Source organism: Streptomyces sp. NPDC058221, assembly GCF_042882365.1.
Lineage (GTDB): Bacteria > Actinomycetota > Actinomycetes > Streptomycetales > Streptomycetaceae > Streptomyces.
In genome coordinates this window covers 1-22,114 of the sequence record NZ_JBHVWF010000050.1, presented here as the reverse complement: position 1 = coordinate 22,114, position 22,114 = coordinate 1, and the positions used below count along the sequence as shown (strand labels likewise).

21 protein-coding genes and 1 tRNA gene are annotated in these 22,114 nt (G+C 67.9%); 16 read left to right on the top strand and 6 right to left on the bottom strand.

The window, feature by feature from the left end:
- Positions 1–147 precede the first annotated feature (147 nt).
- The 3 genes from ACFVW8_RS17975 (at position 148) to ACFVW8_RS17965 (ending at position 3,151) form a co-directional block, all read left to right on the top strand.
- Positions 148–996, top strand: coding sequence for a helix-turn-helix transcriptional regulator (locus ACFVW8_RS17975; protein WP_389690981.1), 849 nt, complete (start codon positions 148–150; stop codon positions 994–996).
- A 179-nt stretch (positions 997–1,175) separates the two neighbouring features.
- Entirely contained in the window at positions 1,176–2,156 is a 981-nt protein-coding gene (locus tag ACFVW8_RS17970; RefSeq protein ID WP_389690979.1) for a LuxR C-terminal-related transcriptional regulator, read from the top strand.
- A complete protein-coding gene (locus ACFVW8_RS17965) occupies positions 2,153–3,151 on the top strand; it encodes a LuxR C-terminal-related transcriptional regulator (RefSeq protein ID WP_389690977.1) in 999 nt (332 codons plus the stop codon). Before ACFVW8_RS17970 ends, ACFVW8_RS17965 begins: the two co-directional genes overlap by 4 nt.
- A gap of 43 nt (positions 3,152–3,194) precedes the next feature.
- Here the strand turns inward: ACFVW8_RS17965 and ACFVW8_RS17960 are convergent, their stop codons facing one another.
- From ACFVW8_RS17960 to dnaK, 4 genes are all read right to left on the bottom strand, one after another.
- Positions 3,195–3,641, bottom strand: coding sequence for a heat shock protein transcriptional repressor HspR (locus tag ACFVW8_RS17960; protein ID WP_384122981.1), 447 nt, complete (start codon positions 3,639–3,641; stop codon positions 3,195–3,197).
- Position 3,642: 1 nt separating this feature from the next.
- A complete protein-coding gene (gene dnaJ, locus ACFVW8_RS17955; RefSeq protein ID WP_389690975.1) occupies positions 3,643–4,839 on the bottom strand; it encodes a molecular chaperone DnaJ in 1,197 nt (398 codons plus the stop codon).
- Positions 4,840–4,971: 132 nt separating this feature from the next.
- Positions 4,972–5,631 carry a nucleotide exchange factor GrpE gene (gene grpE / locus ACFVW8_RS17950; protein ID WP_389690973.1) on the bottom strand — a complete coding sequence of 220 codons (660 nt, stop codon included), beginning with the start codon at positions 5,629–5,631 and terminating at the stop codon, positions 4,972–4,974.
- A complete protein-coding gene (dnaK, locus tag ACFVW8_RS17945) occupies positions 5,628–7,496 on the bottom strand; it encodes a molecular chaperone DnaK (protein ID WP_389690971.1) in 1,869 nt (622 codons plus the stop codon). Before dnaK ends, grpE begins: the two co-directional genes overlap by 4 nt.
- Positions 7,497–7,911: 415 nt before the next feature.
- Between dnaK and ACFVW8_RS17940 the strand changes: the two genes are divergently transcribed.
- The 4 genes from ACFVW8_RS17940 to ACFVW8_RS17925 all read left to right on the top strand — a co-directional run bounded on the left by ACFVW8_RS17940 (position 7,912) and on the right by ACFVW8_RS17925 (position 13,342).
- Positions 7,912–8,607, top strand: coding sequence for a sugar transferase (locus ACFVW8_RS17940; protein ID WP_389690969.1), 696 nt, complete (start codon positions 7,912–7,914; stop codon positions 8,605–8,607).
- 122 nt (positions 8,608–8,729) lie between these two features.
- A complete protein-coding gene (locus ACFVW8_RS17935) occupies positions 8,730–10,997 on the top strand; it encodes a (Fe-S)-binding protein (RefSeq protein ID WP_389690967.1) in 2,268 nt (755 codons plus the stop codon).
- Between the two features lie 144 nt (positions 10,998–11,141).
- A complete protein-coding gene (locus ACFVW8_RS17930) occupies positions 11,142–12,278 on the top strand; it encodes an FG-GAP repeat domain-containing protein (protein WP_389690965.1) in 1,137 nt (378 codons plus the stop codon).
- A gap of 140 nt (positions 12,279–12,418) precedes the next feature.
- Positions 12,419–13,342, top strand: a complete 924-nt coding sequence (locus ACFVW8_RS17925; protein WP_389690963.1) for a Yip1 family protein — start codon at positions 12,419–12,421, stop codon at positions 13,340–13,342.
- An 86-nt stretch (positions 13,343–13,428) separates the two neighbouring features.
- On the opposite strand, the gene ACFVW8_RS17920 is transcribed toward ACFVW8_RS17925, so the two are convergent.
- Together ACFVW8_RS17920 and dcd are read right to left on the bottom strand one after the other, a co-directional pair.
- A complete protein-coding gene (locus ACFVW8_RS17920) occupies positions 13,429–13,929 on the bottom strand; it encodes a phosphoribosyltransferase (RefSeq protein WP_389690961.1) in 501 nt (166 codons plus the stop codon).
- A gap of 6 nt (positions 13,930–13,935) precedes the next feature.
- Complete coding sequence (dcd, locus tag ACFVW8_RS17915; RefSeq protein WP_024490769.1) at positions 13,936–14,511, bottom strand: dCTP deaminase; 576 nt, start codon at positions 14,509–14,511, stop codon at positions 13,936–13,938.
- A gap of 489 nt (positions 14,512–15,000) precedes the next feature.
- Between dcd and ACFVW8_RS17910 the strand changes: the two genes are divergently transcribed.
- The 9 genes from ACFVW8_RS17910 (at position 15,001) to ACFVW8_RS17870 (ending at position 22,089) form a co-directional block, all read left to right on the top strand.
- Positions 15,001–15,074 (top strand) — tRNA-Gly (locus tag ACFVW8_RS17910).
- A gap of 151 nt (positions 15,075–15,225) precedes the next feature.
- The gene (locus ACFVW8_RS17905) at positions 15,226–15,432 is read left to right on the top strand and encodes a type II toxin-antitoxin system Phd/YefM family antitoxin (protein WP_389690958.1); all 207 of its coding nucleotides are present in this window, start codon (positions 15,226–15,228) and stop codon (positions 15,430–15,432) included.
- A gap of 29 nt (positions 15,433–15,461) precedes the next feature.
- Entirely contained in the window at positions 15,462–15,827 is a 366-nt protein-coding gene (locus ACFVW8_RS17900) for a hypothetical protein (protein ID WP_389690956.1), read from the top strand.
- Entirely contained in the window at positions 15,824–16,147 is a 324-nt protein-coding gene (locus ACFVW8_RS17895; protein ID WP_389690954.1) for a hypothetical protein, read from the top strand. The genes ACFVW8_RS17900 and ACFVW8_RS17895 overlap by 4 nt, the downstream gene beginning before the upstream one ends.
- A 361-nt stretch (positions 16,148–16,508) precedes the next feature.
- Positions 16,509–16,856, top strand: coding sequence for a transcriptional regulator (locus ACFVW8_RS17890; RefSeq protein WP_389690952.1), 348 nt, complete (start codon positions 16,509–16,511; stop codon positions 16,854–16,856).
- Entirely contained in the window at positions 16,853–17,524 is a 672-nt protein-coding gene (locus ACFVW8_RS17885; RefSeq protein ID WP_389690950.1) for a nucleotidyl transferase AbiEii/AbiGii toxin family protein, read from the top strand. The genes ACFVW8_RS17890 and ACFVW8_RS17885 overlap by 4 nt, the downstream gene beginning before the upstream one ends.
- 332 nt (positions 17,525–17,856) lie before the next feature.
- Complete coding sequence (locus ACFVW8_RS17880) at positions 17,857–19,224, top strand: hypothetical protein (RefSeq protein WP_389690948.1); 1,368 nt, start codon at positions 17,857–17,859, stop codon at positions 19,222–19,224.
- Positions 19,225–19,681: 457 nt separating this feature from the next.
- On the top strand, positions 19,682–20,257 hold the full coding sequence (locus tag ACFVW8_RS17875) for a hypothetical protein (protein WP_389690946.1): 576 nt from the start codon (positions 19,682–19,684) through the stop codon (positions 20,255–20,257).
- 623 nt (positions 20,258–20,880) lie between these two features.
- A complete protein-coding gene (locus ACFVW8_RS17870; RefSeq protein WP_389691032.1) occupies positions 20,881–22,089 on the top strand; it encodes an IS110 family transposase in 1,209 nt (402 codons plus the stop codon).
- Positions 22,090–22,114: the final 25 nt, after the last annotated feature.

Below are 22,114 nucleotides of genomic sequence, written 5' to 3'. Positions count from 1 at the left end.
GGGGGGAGAGATATAGTGTCAAATGGAGTGAATCCGGGACATCCTCATGGGATCACCGAACTGTGCGACGCAGGGCAACGCCTTTATGCCAGTGCACTGCGAACCGGCCGGATACCTCGCTCAGAGGTTGCCCCCGCGCCATGCCTGATGGACTTCGCCCTCCTGCACCCGGACCCCGACGACCCTGCCTGGCTTCGCCCGGTACCTCCGTCAGCCGCACTTGCGCAGCGACTCCACCCCATCGAGCGGGAGATCCAGGACCGACGACGACGCTCGCTCGAACTGACGGATTCCTTCGAGCCGTTCATGGACATCAGCGCCCAGGACGCTCCGACCACGCACGCCATCACCGTGCTGGAAGGCACGGCCAGGATCAATGCAGCGATCGATGTCGCGACAGCCGAGTGCACCACTGAGGTCCTGACCATCCAGCCGGGCGGTGGGCGCAGCGAACTCACACTCAGCAAGGGCGTCGAACGCGGCCAGGCCGTGATCGACCGCGGCGTCAGCATCCGCACGCTGTATCAGCACACGGTTCGGCACCATCACGGGACGTACGCCTACGCCGAGCGCCTGGCGGAGGGAAAGGTCGAGATCCGCACCCTTGAGGAACTCGTCGAGCGCATGCTCGTGTTCGACCACACCGTGGCCTTCATCCCGGCCCAGGAAGATGCGGAAGTCGCACTCGAGCTGCGCCATCCCGGCCTGGTCGCATACCTCACGAGGGTTTTCGAGCAACTCTGGCAGCGCGCTACTCCCTTGCTGGAAGACGTCCGGTACGACCCCACCCCCGCAGGCATCAGCGGCGTCCAACGCTCCATCGCCCAACTCCTCGTGGAGGGGCACGTGGATGACTCGATTGCCCGCCGCCTCGGCATGAACGTACGCACCTGCCGAACCCATATCGCCAAACTGAACGCCGCTCTCGGCAGCAAGAGCCGGACCCAGCTCGGCTTTCTGATTGCCCGGTCAGGAATCCTGGAACAGGATTCCTGACCGGCACCCGCGAGATCCCCGCCCCCGGGCCAGGCGTGACCGCGCAACGGGGGAGATTTGTGGCCATGCCCTGATACAGACCGGGAGGGTTCCCGGCCCCCCGGCACCTCCACACTGCCTCGGCCGATACGCTGCCGCCACCGTCATCTTGTTGCACTGCAAAGAATGGGGGGGTCCAGATGGGAACGGAAAAGGGCATAGCAGACCACGCGCACAGCAGCACCGAGTTGTGCGAGCCGGGGGTCAGGCTCTACTCCGAAGCCCTGAGTCAGGGGCGCATTCCACGGGCCGACATCGCACCGGCCCCCTGCCTCATCGAGATGGCGCTGCTCCACCCCGATCCAAGCGATCCGACGATGATGTGCCCCGTCCCCCCGTCCGCCGCCCTGGCGCACCTGCTCCAACCCATCACCCGCGATATCCACGAGAAAGTGCGACGCAGCGCAGCGCTGGTCGAGGCCTTGGCGCCCTTGGCGACCATCGCAAGCGAGGACCCCAGCCTCTCCATCACGGTGCTGGAAGGCAAGGTCTTGATCGACTCCGCCCTCCAGGAGGCGGCAGCCGCCGCCGAGACAGAGGTTCTGACAGCTCAGCCGGGCGGTCACCGATCGCCGGAACAGATCCAGCAGGGTCTGGCCAACGGCCTGTCAGCCGTGGGCAGAGGAGCCCGGCTCCGCCACATCTATCAGCACCCGGCCCGCTACAGCTCTCCCGTGAGGGACTATCTGAAGCGGATGCCACCCGGCCAGGTGCAGGTCAGAACGATGGAACAGACCATTGACCGGCTCATCATCTTCGACCAGGCGGTGGCCTTCATTCCGGCGACGGCCGACCGCGGTGTGGCTCTGGAGATCCGGCATCCCGCCCTGGTCCGCTACCTGGTGCAGGTGTACGAGGTCCTGTGGGTTCAGGCCACTCCGATAACTGAGCAATTGCAGACAACGCCCCCCGGCACCCCGGTGACAGCCGTGCAGCTCAGCATCGCCACGCTCCTGACCGAGGGGCACCACGACGAGGCCGTGGCCCGCAAGCTCGGAATCAGCATCCGCACCTGCCGCGCCCACATCGCCAAACTCATGCACACCCTCGGCGCCACCAGCCGCACCCACCTCGGCGCACTCCTCGTCCAGTCCGGCATCACGGAACGCACCGGGAAATGACACCCCCACCCACTCACGCTCATGGCGACCGCCCGTTGTGCGACGCGGCTGTCCGCCTCTACACCGAGGCGCTGAGCCAAGGCCGCATCCCACGGACCGCCGTCGAGGCCGCGCCCTGCCTTCTCGGGATGGATCTGCTCCTGCCCGACCCACTCGACAACCGGCATCTGTGCCCCGTACCGCCCTCCGCGGCCCTCGCGCACCTGCTGCACCCCGTCGCCCAGCAGCTCCTCGACCAGGTACGGGCTTCCGACCTACTGGCGAAGTCACTGCTCCCACTGGCTTCCCTCAGCAGCGATACACCCCGACTCGGCATCGACGTCCTCGTCGGTTCCTCCACCATCCAGGCGGCCATCGACCGTTCTGTGCGGGAGGCCGATGACGAGATCCGCACCCTTCAGCCAGGCAGCACGCGGTCACCCGAGATCCTTCGGACGGCACTCTCCAGCACCGCGCCCACCGTTGAGCGAAGCGTTCGGCTGCGCCACATCTATCAGCACTCGGCTCGCTACAGCCCGGCCCTCAAGGTGTACGTGGGCCAGCTGCCCAGCGGCCTCCTCCAAGTCCGCACCATGGAGCAGGCCATCGACCGCCTCATGATCTTCGATCACACCGTCGCCTACCTCCCCGCCACCCCGGACCGAAGCGCCGCCCTGCAGATCCGCCACCCCGCGCTCGTCCACTACCTGGCCCACGTCTACGAAACCCTCTGGGCGGGCGCCACCCCCTTCACCCAGACCCTGCCGACCGCCGTCCCCGGCACCCCTGTCACCGCTGTCCAGCACAGCATCGCGCGCCTCCTGGCCGAGGGATACGCGGACCGGACGGTCGCCGACAAACTCGGCATCAGCGTCCGCACCTGCCGCGCCCACATCGCCAAACTCATGCACACCCTCGGCGCCACCAGCCGCACCCACCTCGGCGCGCTCCTCGTCCGCTCCGGCATCGCCGAGTCCGCGGCCCCGCTCGCACACGGAGAAGCCCGTCACCCCTGAGGTTCCGGGGTGACGGGCTCCGTCCACGGGTCGTCCGACCCGTTCAGTCCTTCGGCCGCTTGGGCCGCCAGACCACCAGTGCGCTGGTCTGCTGCACATCCTGATACGGCACCAGATCGCGCCGGTACGAGGCATGCACCTGCGCCTCGCGCTGCTGCAGCGCAGCGTCCGCCCCGTCCACGGCCGCCGAGAGCTCGGCGATCCGCTGCTGGAGCGCCGCGACCTGGTTCTCCAGCTCGATGATGCGCTTGATACCGGCGAGGTTGATGCCCTCGTCCTGCGACAGCTGCTGCACGGTGCGCAGCAGCTCGATGTCGCGGGCCGAGTAGCGCCTGCCGCGCCCGGCCGAACGGTCGGGAGAGACCAGGCCGAGGCGGTCGTACTGGCGCAGCGTCTGGGGATGCAGGCCCGAGAGCTGGGCCGCGATCGAGATCACGTACACCGGGGACTCATCGGTCAGCTGGTACGGATTACGCCGGCGGCCGTCCATCTCAAGCTCCCTTCGCTGCCTGGAACAGCTCCGCCCGCGGGTCCTGGTCCGCGGTGGCCTTGCGATAGGCCTCCAGGGCGTCCCGGGCGTCCGTGCCCAGGTCCTTGGGGACCGCCACCTCCACGGTGACCAGCAGGTCGCCGCGGCTGCCGTCCTTGCGCACCGCACCCTTGCCGCGGGCGCGCATGGTGCGCCCGTTGGGCGTGCCGGCCGGCAGCTTCAGGGTGACCGGCGGTCCGCCGAGCGTGGGCACCTTCACCTCGCCGCCGAGCGCCGCCTCGGTGAAGCTGACGGGCACGGTGACCGTGAGGTTGTCGCCCTTGCGGCCGAAGACCGGGTGGGCGTCGACGTGGACGACGACGTAGAGGTCGCCGGCCGGTCCGCCGCGCTCGCCCGGGCTGCCCTTGCCGCGCAGCCGGATCCGCTGGCCGTCGGAGACGCCCGCCGGAATCCTGACCTGCATGGTGCGGGAGGACTTCGCCCGGCCGCTGCCCTTGCAGACGTCGCAGGGGTCCTGGGCGATGAGGCCCCGGCCCTTGCAGTCCACGCAGGGATCGGTGAGCGAGAAGCCGCCGCCGGTGCCGCGCGAGACCTGTCCGGTGCCGACGCAGGTCGGGCAGACCCTGGGGGTGCCGTTCTTGTCGCCGGTGCCGGAGCACGCCTTGCAGGGTGCCTGGCTGGACATCCGCAGCGGGACCGTGGCCCCGTCGACCGCCTCGGTGAAGCTGAGCGTCACCTCGGACTCGATGTCCTGGCCGCGGCGCGGCTGCACCCGGGTGCCGGTGCCGCCACCGCGGTTGAAGAGGCCGCCGAAGACATCGCCCAGGCCGCCGCCACCGCCGCCGCCGAAACCACCGGCTCCGCCGCCCTGGCCGCCGCCCGGGGCTCCTCCGAAGAGGTCGCCCAGGTCGAAGTTGAAGTTGCCGCCGCCGCTGCCGGGGCCGGGGCGGAAGCCACCGTTCCCGAAGAGGGCGCGGGCCTCGTCGTACTCCTTGCGCCTCTTGGTGTCACCAAGGACGTCGTTGGCCTCGGAGATCTCCTTGAAGCGCTCCTCCGCCTTGTTGTCACCCTTGTTGGCGTCCGGGTGGAACTCGCGCGCGAGTTTCCGGTACGCCTTCTTGATCTCGGCGTCCGTGGCGTCCTTGGGGACGCCGAGAACCTTGTAGTAGTCCTTCTCGACGAAGTCCTTCGTACTCATCGACGTCCCTCCTTCCGGACGACCGGCCCGGGGCCTCCCGATCGGATCATGCCGGACTCGTGGAGTCCGGCATGATCCGGGCGATCGGCCCCGTCGGCCGGGCGGTGTACAGCCAAGTGGTCGGACAGAATGTCAGACCTCCTCGCCGCCACCGCTCTCCTCGTCGGCTGCCTGCTCCTCGTTCGCGTCCTTCGCGGCCGCCGGCGCCGCCCCCGGCTGGGGTTCGGCCACCGCCACCCGTGCGGGACGGATGGTGCGCTCGCCGATCCGGTACCCAGGCTGCAGGATCGCCACGCAGGTCGTCTCCGTGACATCCGGCGCATACGAGTGCATCAGGGCCTCGTGGATCGTCGGGTCGAAGGGCTCGCCCTCCTTGCCGAACTGCTGGAGGCCGAGCTTGGCGACGACCGTCTCCAGCGATTCGGCCACCGACTTGAACCCGCCCACGAGCTCGCCGTGTTCCCGGGCCCGGCCGACGTCGTCGAGCACGGGCAGGAGCTCGGACAGGAGACCCGCTGCTGCGACCTCCTTGACCGTGACCCGGTCCCGCTCCACGCGGCGGCGGTAGTTCTGGTACTCGGCCTGGAGCCGCTGGAGGTCGCCCGTGCGCTCGGAGAGCGCGGTGCGGACCTGGTCCAGCTGTGCCGTCAGGCCTGCTGTCTGGTTCGCGTCCCCGGCGGGGGCCGCCTCCTCCTCCGAAGAGGGGGTGGCGGCCTCCGTCCCGGCGTCGTCAGAGGTGGCGCCGGAGGGGACGTCGGGCTTCTCCTCGAAGCCCGGAGTCTCCTCGGTCACGCCGCACCGCCCTTGGTGTCCTTCTCGTCGTCGACGATCTCGGCGTCGACGACGTCGTCCTGTCCGTCACCCTGGGCCTGCTCGGCACCCTCGGCGCCCGGCTGGCCGTCGGCCTGCGGACCGCCCTCGGCCTGGGCGTTGGCGTACATCGCCTGGCCCAGCTTCTGGGAGACGGCCGCGACCTTCTCGGTGGCGGTACGGATCTCGGCGGTGTCCTCGCCCTTGAGCTTCTCCTTCAGCTCGGTGAGCGCCTCTTCCACCTCCGTCTTCACGTCGGCGGGGACCTTGTCCTCGTTGTCCTTGAGGAACTTCTCCGTCTGGTAGACGAGCTGCTCGCCCTGGTTGCGCGACTCGGCGGCCTCGCGGCGGCGGTGGTCCTCGTCCGCGTACTGCTCGGCCTCTTCGCGCATCCGGTTGACCTCGTCCTTCGGCAGCGAGGAGCCACCGGTGACGGTCATCTTCTGCTCCTTGCCGGTGCCGAGGTCCTTGGCGGCGACGTGCATGATGCCGTTGGCGTCGATGTCGAACGCGACCTCGATCTGCGGCACACCGCGCGGGGCCGGCGGCAGACCGGTCAGCTCGAACATTCCGAGCTTCTTGTTGTACGCCGCGATCTCGCGCTCGCCCTGGTAGACCTGGATCTGGACGGACGGCTGGTTGTCCTCGGCCGTCGTGAAGATCTCGGAGCGCTTGGTCGGGATCGTGGTGTTGCGCTCGATGAGCTTCGTCATGATCCCTCCCTTGGTCTCGATACCGAGGGACAGCGGGGTCACGTCGAGGAGCAGGACGTCCTTGACCTCGCCCTTGAGGACACCGGCCTGGAGCGAGGCGCCGATGGCGACGACCTCGTCCGGGTTCACACCCTTGTTGGCGTCCTGACCGCCCGTGAGCTCCTTGACGAGCTCGGCGACGGCCGGCATACGGGTCGAGCCACCGACGAGAACGACGTGGTCGATCTCGGAGAGCTGGATGCCCGCGTCCTTGATGACGTTGTGGAACGGGTTCTTGCAGCGGTCCAGGAGGTCCGCGGTGAGCTGCTGGAACTGCGAGCGCGTGAGCTTCTCGTCCAGGTGCAGCGGGCCCTCGGCCGACGCCGTGATGTACGGCAGGTTGATCGAGGTCTCCGTCGAGGACGACAGCTCGATCTTCGCCTTCTCCGCGGCCTCGCGGAGACGCTGGAGAGCCATCTTGTCCTTGGACAGGTCCACGCCGTGCCCGTTGGCGAACTGCTTCACCAGGTAGTCGACGACGCGCTGGTCCCAGTCGTCACCACCGAGGTGGTTGTCACCGTTGGTGGCCTTCACCTCGACGACGCCGTCGCCGATCTCCAGGAGGGACACGTCGAAGGTGCCGCCACCGAGGTCGAAGACGAGGATCGTCTGGTCGTCCTTGTCGAGCCCGTACGCCAGCGCGGCGGCCGTCGGCTCGTTGACGATACGCAGGACGTTCAGGCCCGCGATCTCGCCGGCCTCCTTCGTCGCCTGACGCTCGGAGTCGTTGAAGTACGCCGGGACGGTGATGACCGCGTCGGCCACCTTCTCGCCCAGGTAGGACTCCGCGTCGCGCTTCAGCTTCTGCAGGATGAAGGCGCTCATCTGCTGCGGGTTGAAGCCCTTGCCGTCGATCTCGATCTTCCAGTCAGTGCCCATGTGGCGCTTGACCGAACGGATCGTCCTGTCGACGTTCGTCACTGCCTGGCGCTTGGCGACCTCGCCTACCAGTACCTCGCCGTTCTTCGCGAAGGCGACGACGGACGGCGTGGTCCTGGCGCCTTCGGCGTTGGTGATGACGGTGGGCTCGCCGCCTTCGAGAACGCTGACGACGGAGTTAGTCGTGCCCAGGTCGATGCCGACCGCACGTGCCATTTCAATTCCTCCAACTGACTACTTGAGTGGATCTGGCTCAAGGATGCACGACATCGCTCCCGGAGTCAACAGACCTGAGTCGAGGCGACTCAACTATCGTGCACACACCTACCGCCACCAGCACGTTCTCCGGCTTCGCGACGGCTTCGCGACGTCTCCGTGATGGCGGACACGCTTCGGGCGCGCTTCATATGCGGGTCACTCAGGGGCGGGTCCGAGCCGATCACGGGCGACACCTGCCCGCGCCACGGCTCACACGCCCCTCCCCATCATGGGGCCATGGGATCGTTCTGTCACAAAATGCCGCGAGCCGCACAAACCTGACACTCACCGGCACTGGAGTCGCGCCCCGGTCGCGACTGCCGCGGCTCCGGATCACCGGCCCCAGGCCGTCGACCCCAGGCAGGTGCGAACGATGCAGAGACAGACGCAGAGGCAAACACCACGGCGGAGACAAGGGCCGGCGGCGAGGCGCCCGTGGCAGCCTCCCAGGCCGTCCCGCACGGCACGCACCCTCGGCACCCTGCGCGCACTGGCCCCGGCACCTCTGCCCCGCCCCACGGCCAAGCGCACCCTGGACCTGCTCCTCGGCTCGCTCCTGCTGATCCTCGTCGCACCCGCACTCGCCGTGGCGGCCCTCGCCCTCGCCGCCCGGCGGCCCCCCGGCGGCGTACTGACCCGCTCGCCCCGCACGGGACTCGCGGGCAGACCCTTCGTACTGCGGTCGCTGCGCACCCGGCGGCTGCGGCTGAACGTGCTCTCCCGGCTCCCCCACGTCGTGCGGGGCGAGCTCTCGCTGGTCGGACCCGAACCGCTCGCGCCGGGCGACGTACGGGACCGGGCCGCCGGTGCGCGACACTGGCGGCAGGAACTGAAGCCCGGACTGACCGGCCTGGCACAGGTACGCCACCGCTCCACGATGCCGTGGGACGAGGCGGCGCTCCTCGACCAGCACTACGCCGAGCACCACCGGCTCGCCCTGGACCTGGCGATCCTGGCCCAGGCCGTGCACACGCCGCTGCGCGGTGCGGTGCGAAGCCTGGCCCGGCGGGGCCAGGCTTGCCTGAGCGACACAGATCACCGCCTGCCCGGCTACAGCGCGGCGGAATAAGTGGATAGTGTCAGCACAGACTGATTAAGTTACTGCTTAGTAATTCCCAGTACTCGCCAGTAGCGCTGGAATCCACCTCAGTAGCGCTGGAACCCCACCCTCGCAGGCCCGAGGAGCCCCCAATGCAACTCGCCGCGATCATCGTGTCGCTGGTGCTGACCGTGGTCGGCGTTGCGCTCATCGCCCGAGCCGTCGCGCAGATCTACCGGTTCGTCACGCTCGGACAGCCGGTCCCGGCCGGCAGTCGCACCGACAACCCGAAGCAGCGCACGATCACCCTGGTCAAGGAGTTCCTCGGCCACACCCGGATGAACCGGTGGGGGATCGTCGGCTTCGCGCACTGGTTCGTCGCCATCGGCTTCCTGACGCTGCCGCCGACGCTGCTCCAGGCGTACGGGCAGCTCTTCAAGGCCGACTGGGTCCTCCCGATCATCGGTGAATGGCTGCCGTTCGAGCTGTACATCGAGTTCATCGGGCTGATGACGACGGTCGGCATCCTCGTGCTGATCGCCATCCGGCTGCTGAACCTGCCCTCCCGGGCCGGCCGCAAGTCGCGTTTCGCGGGCTCCAAGGCCTGGCAGGCGTACTTCGTCGAGTACGTCATCCTCGTCATCGGCCTGGCGATCCTGACCCTGCGCGGTCTCGAGGGCGCGATCCACCACGTCGGCGGCTACGAGGCCGCGTACTTCGTCTCGTACCCGCTGGTCCTCGCCTTCAAGGGGCTCGCGCTCGGCACGCTGCAGAACCTCATCTACTTCGTCGCGATGATCAAGATCGGCGTCTCGCTGATCTGGATGATCACGGTGTCGCTCAACACCAACATGGGTGTCGCCTGGCACCGCTTCCTCGGCTTCCCGAACATCTGGTTCAAGCGGAACGCCGACGGTGCGGTCGCACTCGGCGCGCTGCAGCCGATGACCTCGGGCGGCAAGGAGATCGACTGGGAGGACCCGGGCGAGGACGACACCTTCGGTGTCTCCCAGGTCGAGCAGTTCTCCTGGAAGGGCATCCTCGACTTCTCCACCTGCACGGAGTGCGGCCGCTGCCAGTCGCAGTGCCCCGCCTGGAACACCGGCAAGCCGCTCTCCCCGAAGCTCCTGATCATGTCCCTGCGCGACCACGCGCACGCCAAGGCCCCGTACCTGCTGGCCGGCGGCGGCAAGGACATGGAGGGCAACGAGAAGGCGACCGAGGAGCAGCTCAAGGACGTTCCCGCGGCCGCCCTCGCCGAGGCCGAGCGCCCGCTGATCGGCACGGTCGAGGAGAACGGCGTCATCGACCCGGACGTCCTGTGGTCCTGCACCACCTGCGGTGCGTGCGTGGAGCAGTGCCCGGTCGACATCGAGCACATCGACCACATCGTCGACATGCGCCGCTACCAGGTGATGATCGAGTCCGCGTTCCCGTCCGAGGCGGGCACGATGCTCAAGAACCTGGAGAAGAAGGGCAACCCCTGGGGTCTCGCCAAGAAGCAGCGCGTCGAGTGGACCAAGGAGGTCGACTTCGAGGTCCCGATCGTCGGCAAGGACGTCGAGGACCTCACCGAGGTCGACTACCTCTACTGGGTCGGCTGCGCCGGCGCCCTGGAGGACCGCGCGAAGAAGACCACCAAGGCCTTCGCCGAACTCCTCCACATCGCGGGCGTCAAGTTCGCGATCATGGGCGGCGACGAGAAGTGCACGGGTGACTCGGCCCGCCGCCTGGGCAACGAGCCGCTGTTCCAGCAGCTCGGCCAGGAGAACGTCGCGATGCTGAACATGGCGTTCGGCGAGGACGACGAGGACGACTCCACCAAGAAGGCCAAGGCAACGAAGAAGATCGTCGCGACCTGCCCGCACTGCTTCAACACCATCGCGAACGAGTACCCGCAGCTCGGCGGCGAGTACGAGGTCATCCACCACACACAGCTGCTCCAGCACCTGGTGGACGAGGGCAAGCTGATCCCGGTGACCCCGGTCGAGGGCCTGATCACGTACCACGACCCCTGCTACCTGGGCCGTCACAACAAGATCTACACGCCCCCGCGCGAGATCATCGCGAAGGTCCCTGGTCTGCGGAACGAGGAGATGCACCGCCACAAGGAGCGCGGCTTCTGCTGCGGCGCCGGCGGTGCCCGGATGTGGATGGAGGAGCGGATCGGCAAGCGCGTCAACAACGAGCGCGTCGACGAGGCCCTCTCCCTCAACCCCGACATCGTCTCCACGGCGTGCCCGTTCTGCCTGGTCATGCTGACCGACTCGGTCAACGGCAAGAAGAACGACGGCCAGGCCAAGGAGTCGATCCAGGTGGTCGACGTCTCGCAGCTGCTGCTCGACTCCGTGAAGACCCCGGCAGACCCGGCGGGCGAGCCGGAAACGGCTGACGCGCCGGAGCCGGAACCGGTGAAGTAACCGGTAGCGCGCCACCGCGTTGCACCAGCGGCCGGACCTGCCTCGGGGGCAGGACCGGCCGCTTCTGCTTTGCCGCTCCCGTGACGCATCATGTGGGGCGGCCACCGGGACGGGTGAGCACCGACGGACGGACGAGGTACTCCTGTGCGGATACGTATCGCAAGGGCGACGGCAACCACTGCGGCCGGCTGCGCCTGCGCACTCCTGCTGGCCGCCTGCACGGGCTCCCCCGCCTCCGAAGCGGCCTCGGCCAAGAACGGCGACGCCCCGCCCACCGCCCTGTCCGGGGTCGCGGGCGCCGAGCATCACCCCGTACCGCGCGGCAGCGGCAGCCACACCCCCGACGACTTCAACGGCGACGGCCACCGCGATCTCGTCCTGAACAACCTGGTGAAGCCCGCATCCGACAGCCACGGCGACGACGCGGGGATCGGCATCGTGTACGGCTCCGCCTCCCGGGGCCTGGACCCGTCGGTACGCCAGCTGCTCAGCGCGCACGCGAACGCCGCCAAGATCGGCGACACCCTCCCCTCGGCGTTCGACGCCGAGGCCTCGTGCGACCTGGACCGGGACGGCTTCACCGATCTGGTCGTGGCCACCGATCCCCCGTACAACGGCATCGGCCGCCCGCCCGTACCGCTGCAGATCCTCTTCGGCTCCCCCGCGGGCCTCACCGGCAAGGCGGTCGCGCTGCACATCCCGGACCGGGCCCGCTTCGGCAACGAGTGGCCCGACCACCCCGTGTGCGGCGACTTCGACGGCGACAGGAAGCCCGATCTGGCCGTGACGGCGAGCGCGGGCCGCTTCAGTCTCCTGCGCGGCCCCTTCACCCGCGACGGCCGCCCGCACGCCGCCGGCGGCACCATCCCGGGGGCCGGCCCGGCACTGTCCGCCCCCGAGCCCCGGGCGGACACGAACGGCGACGGCTACGACGACCTGGTGTACGCCGCCCGCCCCCACGAGCCCGGCACCGCCGCCAAGGGCACGCTGCTGCTCGGCGGCCCCGACGGACCGGGACGACCCGGCGGCCCGTACCGCTTCGAGGCCCCGGCGGGAAAGCTCCCGGCAGCCCCCCTGCGCAAGAGCCCGGGCAGCGCCGCCCCGTCCCGCGCAGAAACGACCCTCCTCATCCGCTACGCGGACTTCGACGGCGACAAGAAGCCGGACACGGTGGTCCGCACCCACCGTGGCGAGACGGCGGATCTGATCGCGCTGTACCCGGCGGCCACCCCGGACCGCCCGCTGATCACGTTCACCAGCGCGCTGTTCCTGACGGACTGAGCACGGGCCGGGCCCCCACCCGGGACCCTGTGGACAACCCCCCGGGGTTCCCTTAGGGGATGTCACAGGTAGGCCGCAAAGGCGGCCCAGTTCCCCCGCCCCTCCCACCCGACCCGGACGGACCAGGTACGTTCGATTACGTGGCTGGATTCAGGATCGGACGCGGCCGGGACAACCGCACCCCGCAGCAAGCGCAGCAGCAACCGCGGCAGCAGCCGTACGGCAATCAGGCACCACCGCCGTACGGACAGCAGCAATGGCCGCAGGCGGGAGGAAACGGCGCCCCGCACAACGGCGGCGGATACAACAACGGCGGCTATCACCCGGGCGGTGGTTACAACGGCGGCAGAGCCGAGGAACCGGAGTACTTCGCCGACCCGTACCCCCAGCAGCCCCACCAACCGCACCAGGGCGACCCGTACGCCAACAACCCCGGCCACACGCAGGCCTTCAGCATCAACGAGGACCCGTACGGCGACGGCAACACCTACCGCGCCGGCCAGGCCCCCGCCCAGCCCGCAGGCCCGCGCCTGCACTGGAAGCAGCTGCTGAGCGGCATCGTGACGCGCCCCGGCCCGACGTTCTGGCAGATGCGCGACTACCCCGTCTGGGGCCCGGCGCTCATCGTCACGTTCCTCTACGGCCTGCTGGCGCTGTTCGGCTTCGACCAGGCCCGCGACGACGCGATCCACGCCCCGGTCGGCAGCGCCATCCCGTACGTGATCATCACGGGCGTCGGCTTCGTGCTCGGCGGCTTGGTCCTGGGCGCGGTCACCCACACCCTCGCCCGTCAGCTGGGCGGCGACGGCGCCTGGCAGCCGACGGTGGGCCTCTCCATGCTGATCATGTCGGTCACGGACGCCCCCCGCCTGGTCTTCGCACTGTTCCTGGGAGGCGAGAACTCCCTGGTCCAGATCCTCGGCTGGATCACCTGGCTGGCCGCGGCGGCCCTGCTCACCTCGATGGTGAGCAAGTCGCACGACCTGCCGTGGCCGAAGGCACTGGGCGCGAGCGCGATCCAGCTGATCGCGCTGGTGTCGATCCTGAAGCTGGGCACGATCTGACCCGATCCGAGAGATCCGGGCGTGCACGACATGAGAGACCCCCGGGGCCTGGCGGCCCCGGGGGTCTCTCATGTTCAGCGCGCTGCTCAGGCGTCCAGAACCTGCCCGCTGCGCCGCACGACCGGCTTCTCCACACTCCACGGGAAGTTGATCCACTGATCGGTCTTCTTCCACACGTACTCGCACTTCACGAGCGAGTGCGACTTCTCGTAGATGACCGCGGAGCGCACCTCGGCGACATGATCGATACAGAAGTCGCGCACCAGCTTCAGCGTCTTCCCGGTATCGGCGACGTCGTCGGCGATCAGCACCTTCTTCTGCGAGAAGTCGATGACATTGGGCACGGGCGCCAGCATGACGGGCATCTCCAGCGTGGTGCCCACCCCCGTGTAGAACTCCACGTTCACCAGGTGGATGTTCTTGCAGTCCAGCGCGTACGCCAGCCCGCCCGCGACGAAGACCCCGCCGCGCGCGATGCTCAGCACCACATCCGGCTCGTACCCGTCGTCGGCCACGGCCTGCGCCAGCTCCCGCACGGCATGCCCGAAGCCCTCGTACGTCAGGTTCTCCCGCACGTCATCGCTCATCGGGCATCACACCTGCGTCCGGTGGAAGTTCATGTACGAGCGCGACGCGGTCGGACCGCGCTGCCCCTGGTACCGCGACCCGTACCGCTCGGAGCCGTACGGGAACTCGGACGGAGAAGTCAGCCGGAACATGCACAGCTGGCCGATCTTCATCCCCGGCCAGAGCTTTATGGGCAGCGTCGCCAGATTCGACAGCTCCAGGGTCACGTGCCCGGAGAACCCCGGATCGATGAACCCGGCCGTCGAATGCGTCACCAGCCCGAGCCGGCCGAGCGAACTCTTGCCCTCCAGCCGCGACGCGAGATCGTCGGGCAGCGAGATGACCTCGTACGTCGAGGCGAGCACGAACTCACCGGGGTGGAGGATGAACGCCTCGTCCCCGTCCGGCTCGACGGTGCGGGTCAGGTCGACCTGCTCCACGGCGGGATCGATATGCGGATAGCGGTGGTTCTCGAACACCCGGAAGTAGCGGTCGAGCCGCACATCGATGCTCGAGGGCTGCACCATCGACGTATCGAAAGGATCAATACGTACGCGTCCGGCGTCGATCTCGGCCCGGATGTCCTTGTCTGAGAGAAGCACCCACCGAGGATACGCAGAACGCGCGGACCCGCCCGCATCGGGCCGCCCCGCGCGCCTGTCGCCACCGTCCCGGAAGCTCTACCGCTCCTCGAACGCCACCGGCACGGCATGCCGCAACCGCGCGCAACGAGGACAGCGGATAAGCCGTCCGGGACCGATCCGCCCGGACCCGAGCTGCTGCATCGGGAACGAAGCGGTAGCGAAAACGTGCCCTTCGGCACAGCGGACGACGGTGCGCTCCAAGGAGTCCATCAAGTCCCTTCCCCATCAAGCCGTGGACGAGAAAGCCACATTAGGGGATGAACGGGACGCAGCTGCACCCGGCACTCCGACACCCACGCTACGCCCCCCAACTCCCGCCCCACTCAGCCACGTCCACCCCTCGACGCAGCACACCCCCACGACGTCCCGCACTCGGGCTCACACCTCGGGGGGTCTGCGATGGGGTACAGTGTGGGACGATGCGTCGCTGGTCAGCCAGTGCGTTACGCGGGTGTAGTTTAATGGTAGAACATGAGCTTCCCAAGCTCAGAGCGCGAGTTCGATTCTCGTCACCCGCTCCATCAAAAGCCCCAGGCCGACGGCCGGGGCTTTGTTGTTGTTCAAGTCCGATCGAGAGTGCCCCGCGCGCCCGTTATGCACCCAACGCGCCCGTCGGCCCCTTCGGGGCGCCAGCGCCTCTCGAGCACATATGTCAACTATGATAGTTGTTATATGCTTCAGCGTATGGAGACGAAGTCGTACACAACCATCGACCTGCGCAAGGGGATGGGCGAGATCCTGGACCGGACCCGGATCGCCGGTGAGGCCGCCGCCATCACCCGCAAAGGGAAGACGGTCGCCTACCTGGTGCCGGCCGAGTGGTTCGAGGAGATGGCCCGTCGGCACCAGTCGCACGAGGACCGGCACGAGGCGGCCTGACCCACCCTTCATACCAAGGAGCCCGAACCATGCCCGCCCATGCACTCCACTTCGATGGGTACGAGGGGGAACCCCTGCGGTTGCCGCCCATGCCCGAACGCACGCCTCAAGCACTTCGGTTGGCGATTCAGGAACACGCTCCGCACCTCCTCCCGGACTTTGAGGCGCACTGGAAGCGCGTTATCGGCGACGCCTTCAACATCACGCCCGTGCCCGCCTTCATGCGCCTGTGGTGGACGCAGTACGCCATCGCGCGGAATCCCGTCCTCGACTCGCACCTTCGCGACCTCGAAGCCCGCGCCGCCAAGTCCGAGGACCCCGAGGAGTCCACCCGGCTTCTGGAGGAGTACAGCCGCCTCCGGCACGAAGCCGCCGAGAGGAAGCCCGGAGAGTGATCGACGAACCACTCCGGCCGCCCTGGCAGATGGACTGGACGAAGCAGGCGCAGCACGACTTCCAAAGCATGCCTGCCGAAGGCAGTGACCTGGTCATGAGTGCTCGTGCGGAACTGATCACCGCTGAAGACCCGTACTTCCGGGGAATCGACGCCGACGTCTCGCTCCCGCGCTGGATGACCGTCCGGCCAGTGGCTTCCACGAACCCCGGCGGCCCCCACATCGTGGACCTGGCCGGCGGACGCGGCTGGCTCATCTACACCTTCATGCGCCGCCACGCCGACCCACAGATCGTCGTCACCGAAGCCTTCTGGGCCTGACGCCTGCGTCACCGCGGCGTCTGCACCACGGGAGGCTTCCGCTTCCCGCCACTGCTTCGGCCTATCACCTCAGGTTGATGACCTGCCGTCGGCGTGCCCCATCCGTGCCCTTCGAAGCGGACAACAGCGGTCACGTGCGGCACGCAGAGACCACACCGACCTCGCACCCTCCAGTCGAACCTGCGGGTCAGGTCGGTTTTGGCTGTCCAAGAACCGTTGATTCCCAATCTCAGAGCGCCAGTTCGATTCTCGTCACCCGCTCCATGGAAAAGCCCCAGGCCAGCGGCCGGGGGCTTCTTTATACGCGGCAGCTCGTCACCGTTCGGTCGGCTTCGGTCGCCTCTCCCTGGATAATCGACGTATGGCATCACAGCCCAGCCTTTCCGATCTCCGCCGCGCCAAGTTCGCCCGGCGCCTGCCAGCAGCACTCTCCGAACTTGCCGGCCCTGAGCACGGCACAGTGAGCCTGCCACTTCACCTGGCGTGGTCGGGACTGACCACATTCGATCTCGATCAGCCCCGGCTGCGGATGAGCTACTACCGCATCGTGCTGGCCGAGGGCCAGCACGACGATCTGGTCCGGTATCTCAATCGCGGCCTCGTCGTCAGCTTGTGGCCCACACTGCGTACGCTGATCAGCCGTGATGTCCGTGAAGTCTGGGAACGCTCCTTCGACGAACTCGCCCAACGGGCCCGGGCCGCTGCGTGAACCTCACCGACCTGCACCGTCGCCTGCTTGCAGACGTGCTCGCTGTAGGCGGCTCCTACCCTCTGGCGCTTACCGGCGGCTACGCGGTCCAGGCACACGGCCTGGTCGACCGGCTCAGCCAGGACCTCGATGTCGCGACCGAGAACCCAGATCGTATGGAGGACATTGCCACTTCCGTGCGAACGGGCCTGGAACAACGCGGGTGGCAGGTCAGCGCGCTGGAAACAGACCCGCTCTCCGCCCGTCTGATCGTCACCGACCCCGCCAGCCGTGAAGAGTGCGAGGTCGACATCCTCAAGGAAGCACTCTGGCGGCCGCCCGTACGCACCGAACACGGCTTGGTGCTGTCCCTCGAAGATGTCGTGGGGACCAAGGTCCGCGCCCTGGCCGACCGCGGACTCGCCAGGGACCTGATCGACGTGCAGGCCGCTGCGAACCGCTGGAGCCATGTCGAACTCGAAGAGCTAGGACGGCGCCACGCGCGCGACTCCTTCGACCTGAGCGAGCTGCAAGCCCGACTGGGCGGAGCCGACTGGATCGACGACACAGAATTCGCCGCCTACGGGCTCGACGAACAAGGAATCACCGGCCTGCGGAAGTGGGCACAGGCATGGGGCGAGGACATCGGCGAACGGCTCCAGGAAGTGGAAGCTCCGCCCGAAGACTGATGGCCGCATGGAAACTGGAAGCTCGGCAGGATGCGCATCGAGCCGATCAGACCTCAGCGGCCATGCCGCAGCCGTGCCCACTGAGCGGACAACAGCGGTCAGGTGCGGCTTCCACGGACCGTAGACAACCATCCAGGAACGGCTCACCAGGGATGCCGTTGACGGCGGCTGCCGTACGGTTTCGGCCGGGCCTGATCAGGCTCCGCCTGAAGGTGAAAGACGCGAAGTGTTTCCCGCCATCACCCGTCAATGCGTACTTGCGTGCGCCCCCGTACCCGTTCCTACCGTCGTCCGGTCCCGCGCGAACGGCACGCATCGACGAAGGGTCGCCCGTGAAAGAGGACGGAATCGGAGACGGGTCAAAGGCCACCACTCAGATCCTGGATGAGCTGGCTGTCGACGCTCATGTCCAGGTCCGCTCATCTCACGAACTGACCGCGGAGGTTCACGGGGCAACGGCGGAGGAGGACGAGAAGCGCAGCGCCAAGAAGCACCGTCCGCTGCGCAGGCGGAGAGACTTCCGTACCGTCAGGAAGGCGCCGCGATCGCTGACCATCACCCCGTGGCAACTTCTGCACGCCATGGGGCTTGGCGCGGCGGTGTCGCGTCAGGGGGCCGGGCGAGGGCTCGCGGAGCATTGGGGAAGTCTGCGCTACAGCCAGGCCCTGGAGCAGAACCACGGGCAGTACCTGAAACTGTCGTCCGAGGGCCGCGACCTTCTGCGCTTCTACAAGGCCACGCAGTCGGGGGAGATCGGTGCCGGGTTCGCCTCACTGTTGGCCGAGGCGATCGTCAGGTCCCGTTATCCCGACCATCTCGTCTCCATCATCCCGGCGGACATCGCACTGAAGGCCGGCTGGCCCAAGCTGGGGACCGGCGACGGGCCTCGCCCAGAAGCGCTGCAGCGTCGGCCGCAGTTCTTCGTCGAAGCCTGGCGACCCGGGCAGCCGTCCAAGGTCCTCCTGCTGGCCTCCAAGGGCACCCACAGCAGTGTGCACCAGGTGTACAAGCAGCTCAGCAACGCCAGTGCGCACGTCGAGTCGGTGCACATCGGGCCCTATGGGTCCGTGCCCTACCTGCTCATTGGCACGGAGATCCCTTCGAAGGAGAGCCTCGTCCTGCACGCTCTGGAGGCGCCCGGCACGACCGCGCTGAACCCAGCAGCGGGGAAGCCGGGAGCCGACCTGGACCTCGTCCTGAACCGGGGAAACCTGATGGCCGACGCCGTCAGGTACGAAGACGGTTCTGCTGAGGTCCTACCGGGGTTTCATGTGGTCGCCGAAGACTTCACCTGGTTCAACATCGTTCTGGCGCGCACCGCAGCAGCGATGCTGACCGCGTTCACCGGCGGGGGAAAGCCGACCGGGCAGTACCTCACGACGGACCAGGGACGACGCCACTTCCAGCACGACAGTCTTGCCCGCACGGGCAAGGTACGAGACGCCGCTCACAGCATCCACGGCATTGACTTCGTCGGCACCGATCACATTTACCGCCTCAACGGCGTCCGGGTCGAAGCGTTCTCCGGGCTTCACTCCAGCCTCTACGGCCACGTTCGCAAAGGGCACGTCAACGAGTATCGCCGTCACACGTACGACCTGCGAGACGAGTGGCCGCGGCACAGCACGGCGAAGGGCTGGAACGCGGTCTCGATCCGGGCTGACGGAACCGTAATGGCCATCCGTCTCAGTGATACGTAGACGGCCAGCAGCCTCCTCCGCTACCCCCAGTGGTCGCGGGGCCATCGGCATCAGGGCGGAGCCGATGGACGGCACCTTCACAATCCGCTGACCTGCCCTTCTGAGACGGCTTGGCCGACGACGGGCAGGCCCTCTTTCCCTGAGAGCCTGCCCGGGGAGTGAAGTCGTGCCACAACGGCCGGCGGGCGGGTTCGAGCCCGGCACTTCCTCAGGGCCACCGACGCGGAACTGCCTTACCACCAGGCTTACGGCACCTGCTGAAGTCTTTCGCCCGGGCGCGCTCCCTCTCCAAAAGACCCAGTAAGGGAGCCGGCCCCGCAATCCAGAGATTCAGCCGAGTGCGGCTGCGGAGGGGATACCCGGAGAAGCGGTGGAGATCGTGATTCGCGTAGACGCCGGCTTCAGAGGATCCAGAAATCCAAGGGCACCTCACCTGGCCAGGTCGCAGAATGACGACATGGATATGTCTGAGCCCTACGCGACAACTGTCGCAGCCGTCGCACCTGTGGTCTGGGCAATTGGAACTGTCGAAGTTCACCAGGTGATGAAGCGTGTGTGGGCGGTACGCGACGAGCGGGATCGCCTGGCGGCGGAGTGTCTCGGCACCATCGCCGTCGTAGACGATGACGCAGGCCTCGCTCAAGTACGCAGAGACTGGACGTCCGTCAGTCGGCAGGACCGGCGTGCCCTGCCTTCGGTCCTTCTCTACGTGGCATGGACCTACCTCGGGATCACCATGGTCATGTGCGTGATCAACGCGTTGAGTTGGTTGGCCGAGAGTGGCGGGCCAGGTGAGATCAGCGGAGCGGACCCGGCGACAGCAAGGTTCTGCCTGCTGGCCATCGCTGCTGGCCTCGTCTTCATCACTCTTCTGCCCGTGGTGGCGGCCACAACAGAAGCGATCCGCTCTCTTCGACGGGCCCGCGGCAAGCGGCGAGAGTTCGCCACGCGCGAGGCGGAAGCCGTCTCGCGCCTTGCTGCCCGACGATCTGCCGAATCGGCGATGCCGTCAGCCTCCCTGCCATCTCCGTAATGCCTGGACCGGAAGCATCAAGGTTGAAGTGACTCAGCGGGCGGTGCCCATCGAAGTGGCCACTGCAGTGGGCACGGACCGGACCGGTATATGGCCGGCGCCGACGTGCCACGACGTGCCAGTAGGGCGGTAGACAACGGTCAACACGGGTTCGGGTGGGATCCCAGCGTTCCCCCTGCGGCAGCCATTTTCGCAGGCCAAGTGCCGCCCATATGCGCAAGTGCCGGGTGATTCCCAAGCTCAGAGCGCGAGTTCGATTCTCGTCACCCGCTCCATGCAGAGAAACCCCGGGCTAGCGGCGAATTCCAGGGGGGGGCTTCTCTGCTGCCCGGGCCGGGACATCCTCGGGCCGACCACGGCGCGGGACCCTCCGGGCCCGCAGCGGTGCCCCCCCCATTACCTTTTTGGTGGCCCCGCAACGGGGCTCCCGGCCTCCGGGCTCGGCATGACTTCCCCCCCTTGTTAATCATGATCCGGGGGGTGGTGTCACCGAGCCCGGAGGCACTGATTGACCGCTGATTAGGGGCATGACCACCGGCCTGTCCGCAGGCCGGGAGGCTCTTCGTAATGTGGATGTGGCGATCGGTGCCGTGGACGAGGCCGGGCAGAAGCACGACCGGAGGATGCACGTGATCGAGACCGGCGACATCGACGTCTATCTCGGCCTGGACGTCGGCAAGGGCGAACACCACGCCACCGCCGTCACCCCGGCCGGGAAGAAGGCGTTCGACAAACGCCTGCCCAACACCGAGCCCAAGCTCCGCGAGCTGTTCGCGAAACTCCAGGACAAGCACGGAACGGTGCTGGTCGTGGTCGACCAGCCGGCCTCGATTGGAGCCCTGCCCCTGGCGGTGGCGAGGGACATGGGCTGCCCCGTCGCTTACCTGCCCGGCCTGACGATGCGGCGGATCGCCGACCTCTATCCCGGCGAGGCCAAGACCGACGCGAGGGACGCGTTCATCATCGCCGACGCCGCCCGCGCGATGCCTCACACCCTGCGCTCGGTCGACCTCGAAGACGAGACGATCGCCGAGCTGGAGATGATCGTCGGCTTCGACGACGACCTGACCGGTGAGGCCACCCGGGTCGCGAACCGACTCCACGGTCTGCTGACCCAGATCCACCCGTCCCTGGAGCGTGTCCTGGGCCCGCGGTTGCAACACCCGGCTGTCCTGGCCCTGCTGGAGCGGTTCGGGTCACCGGCCCAGATCCGCAAGGCAGGCCGTCGGCGGCTGGTCACGCTGCTGCGGCCGAAGGCGCCGCGGATGGCCGAGCGGCTGGTCCAGGACATATTCACCGCGCTGAACGAGCAGACCGTGGTCGTTCCCGGCACCGAAGCGGCCGCGCTGATCGTCCCGAGCCTGGCCGGCTCGCTCGCCGCCGTCCTTGACCAGCGCAAGCTCCTGGCCGGGCGGATCGAGGAACTGCTGGAGGCCCACCCTCTTTCGCAGGTCCTGATCTCGATGCCAGGAGTCGGGATCAGGACCGGAGCCAGGATCCTCATCGAGGTCGGCGACGGCAGCAGTTTCCCCTCCGCCGCCCACCTCGCCGCCTACGCCGGGCTCGCTCCGGCAACCCGCAATTCGGGTTCCTCAATCCGCGGTGAACAGCCGTCCCGGAGAGGGAACAAACAGCTCAAGCGGGCCTTCTTCCTCTCCGCGTTCGCCGCCCTCGGCGACCCGGCATCCCGGGCCTACTACGACAAGAAAGTCGCCCAGGGCAAGCACCACACTCAAGCCCTCCTCTGCCTCGCGAGACGACGAGCCGATGTCCTCTTTGCGATGCTCCGCGACGGCACCTTCTACGAGCCCCAACCCGCCCGATCAGCTTGACCAAACCCATAGGGGCACCCCCCCG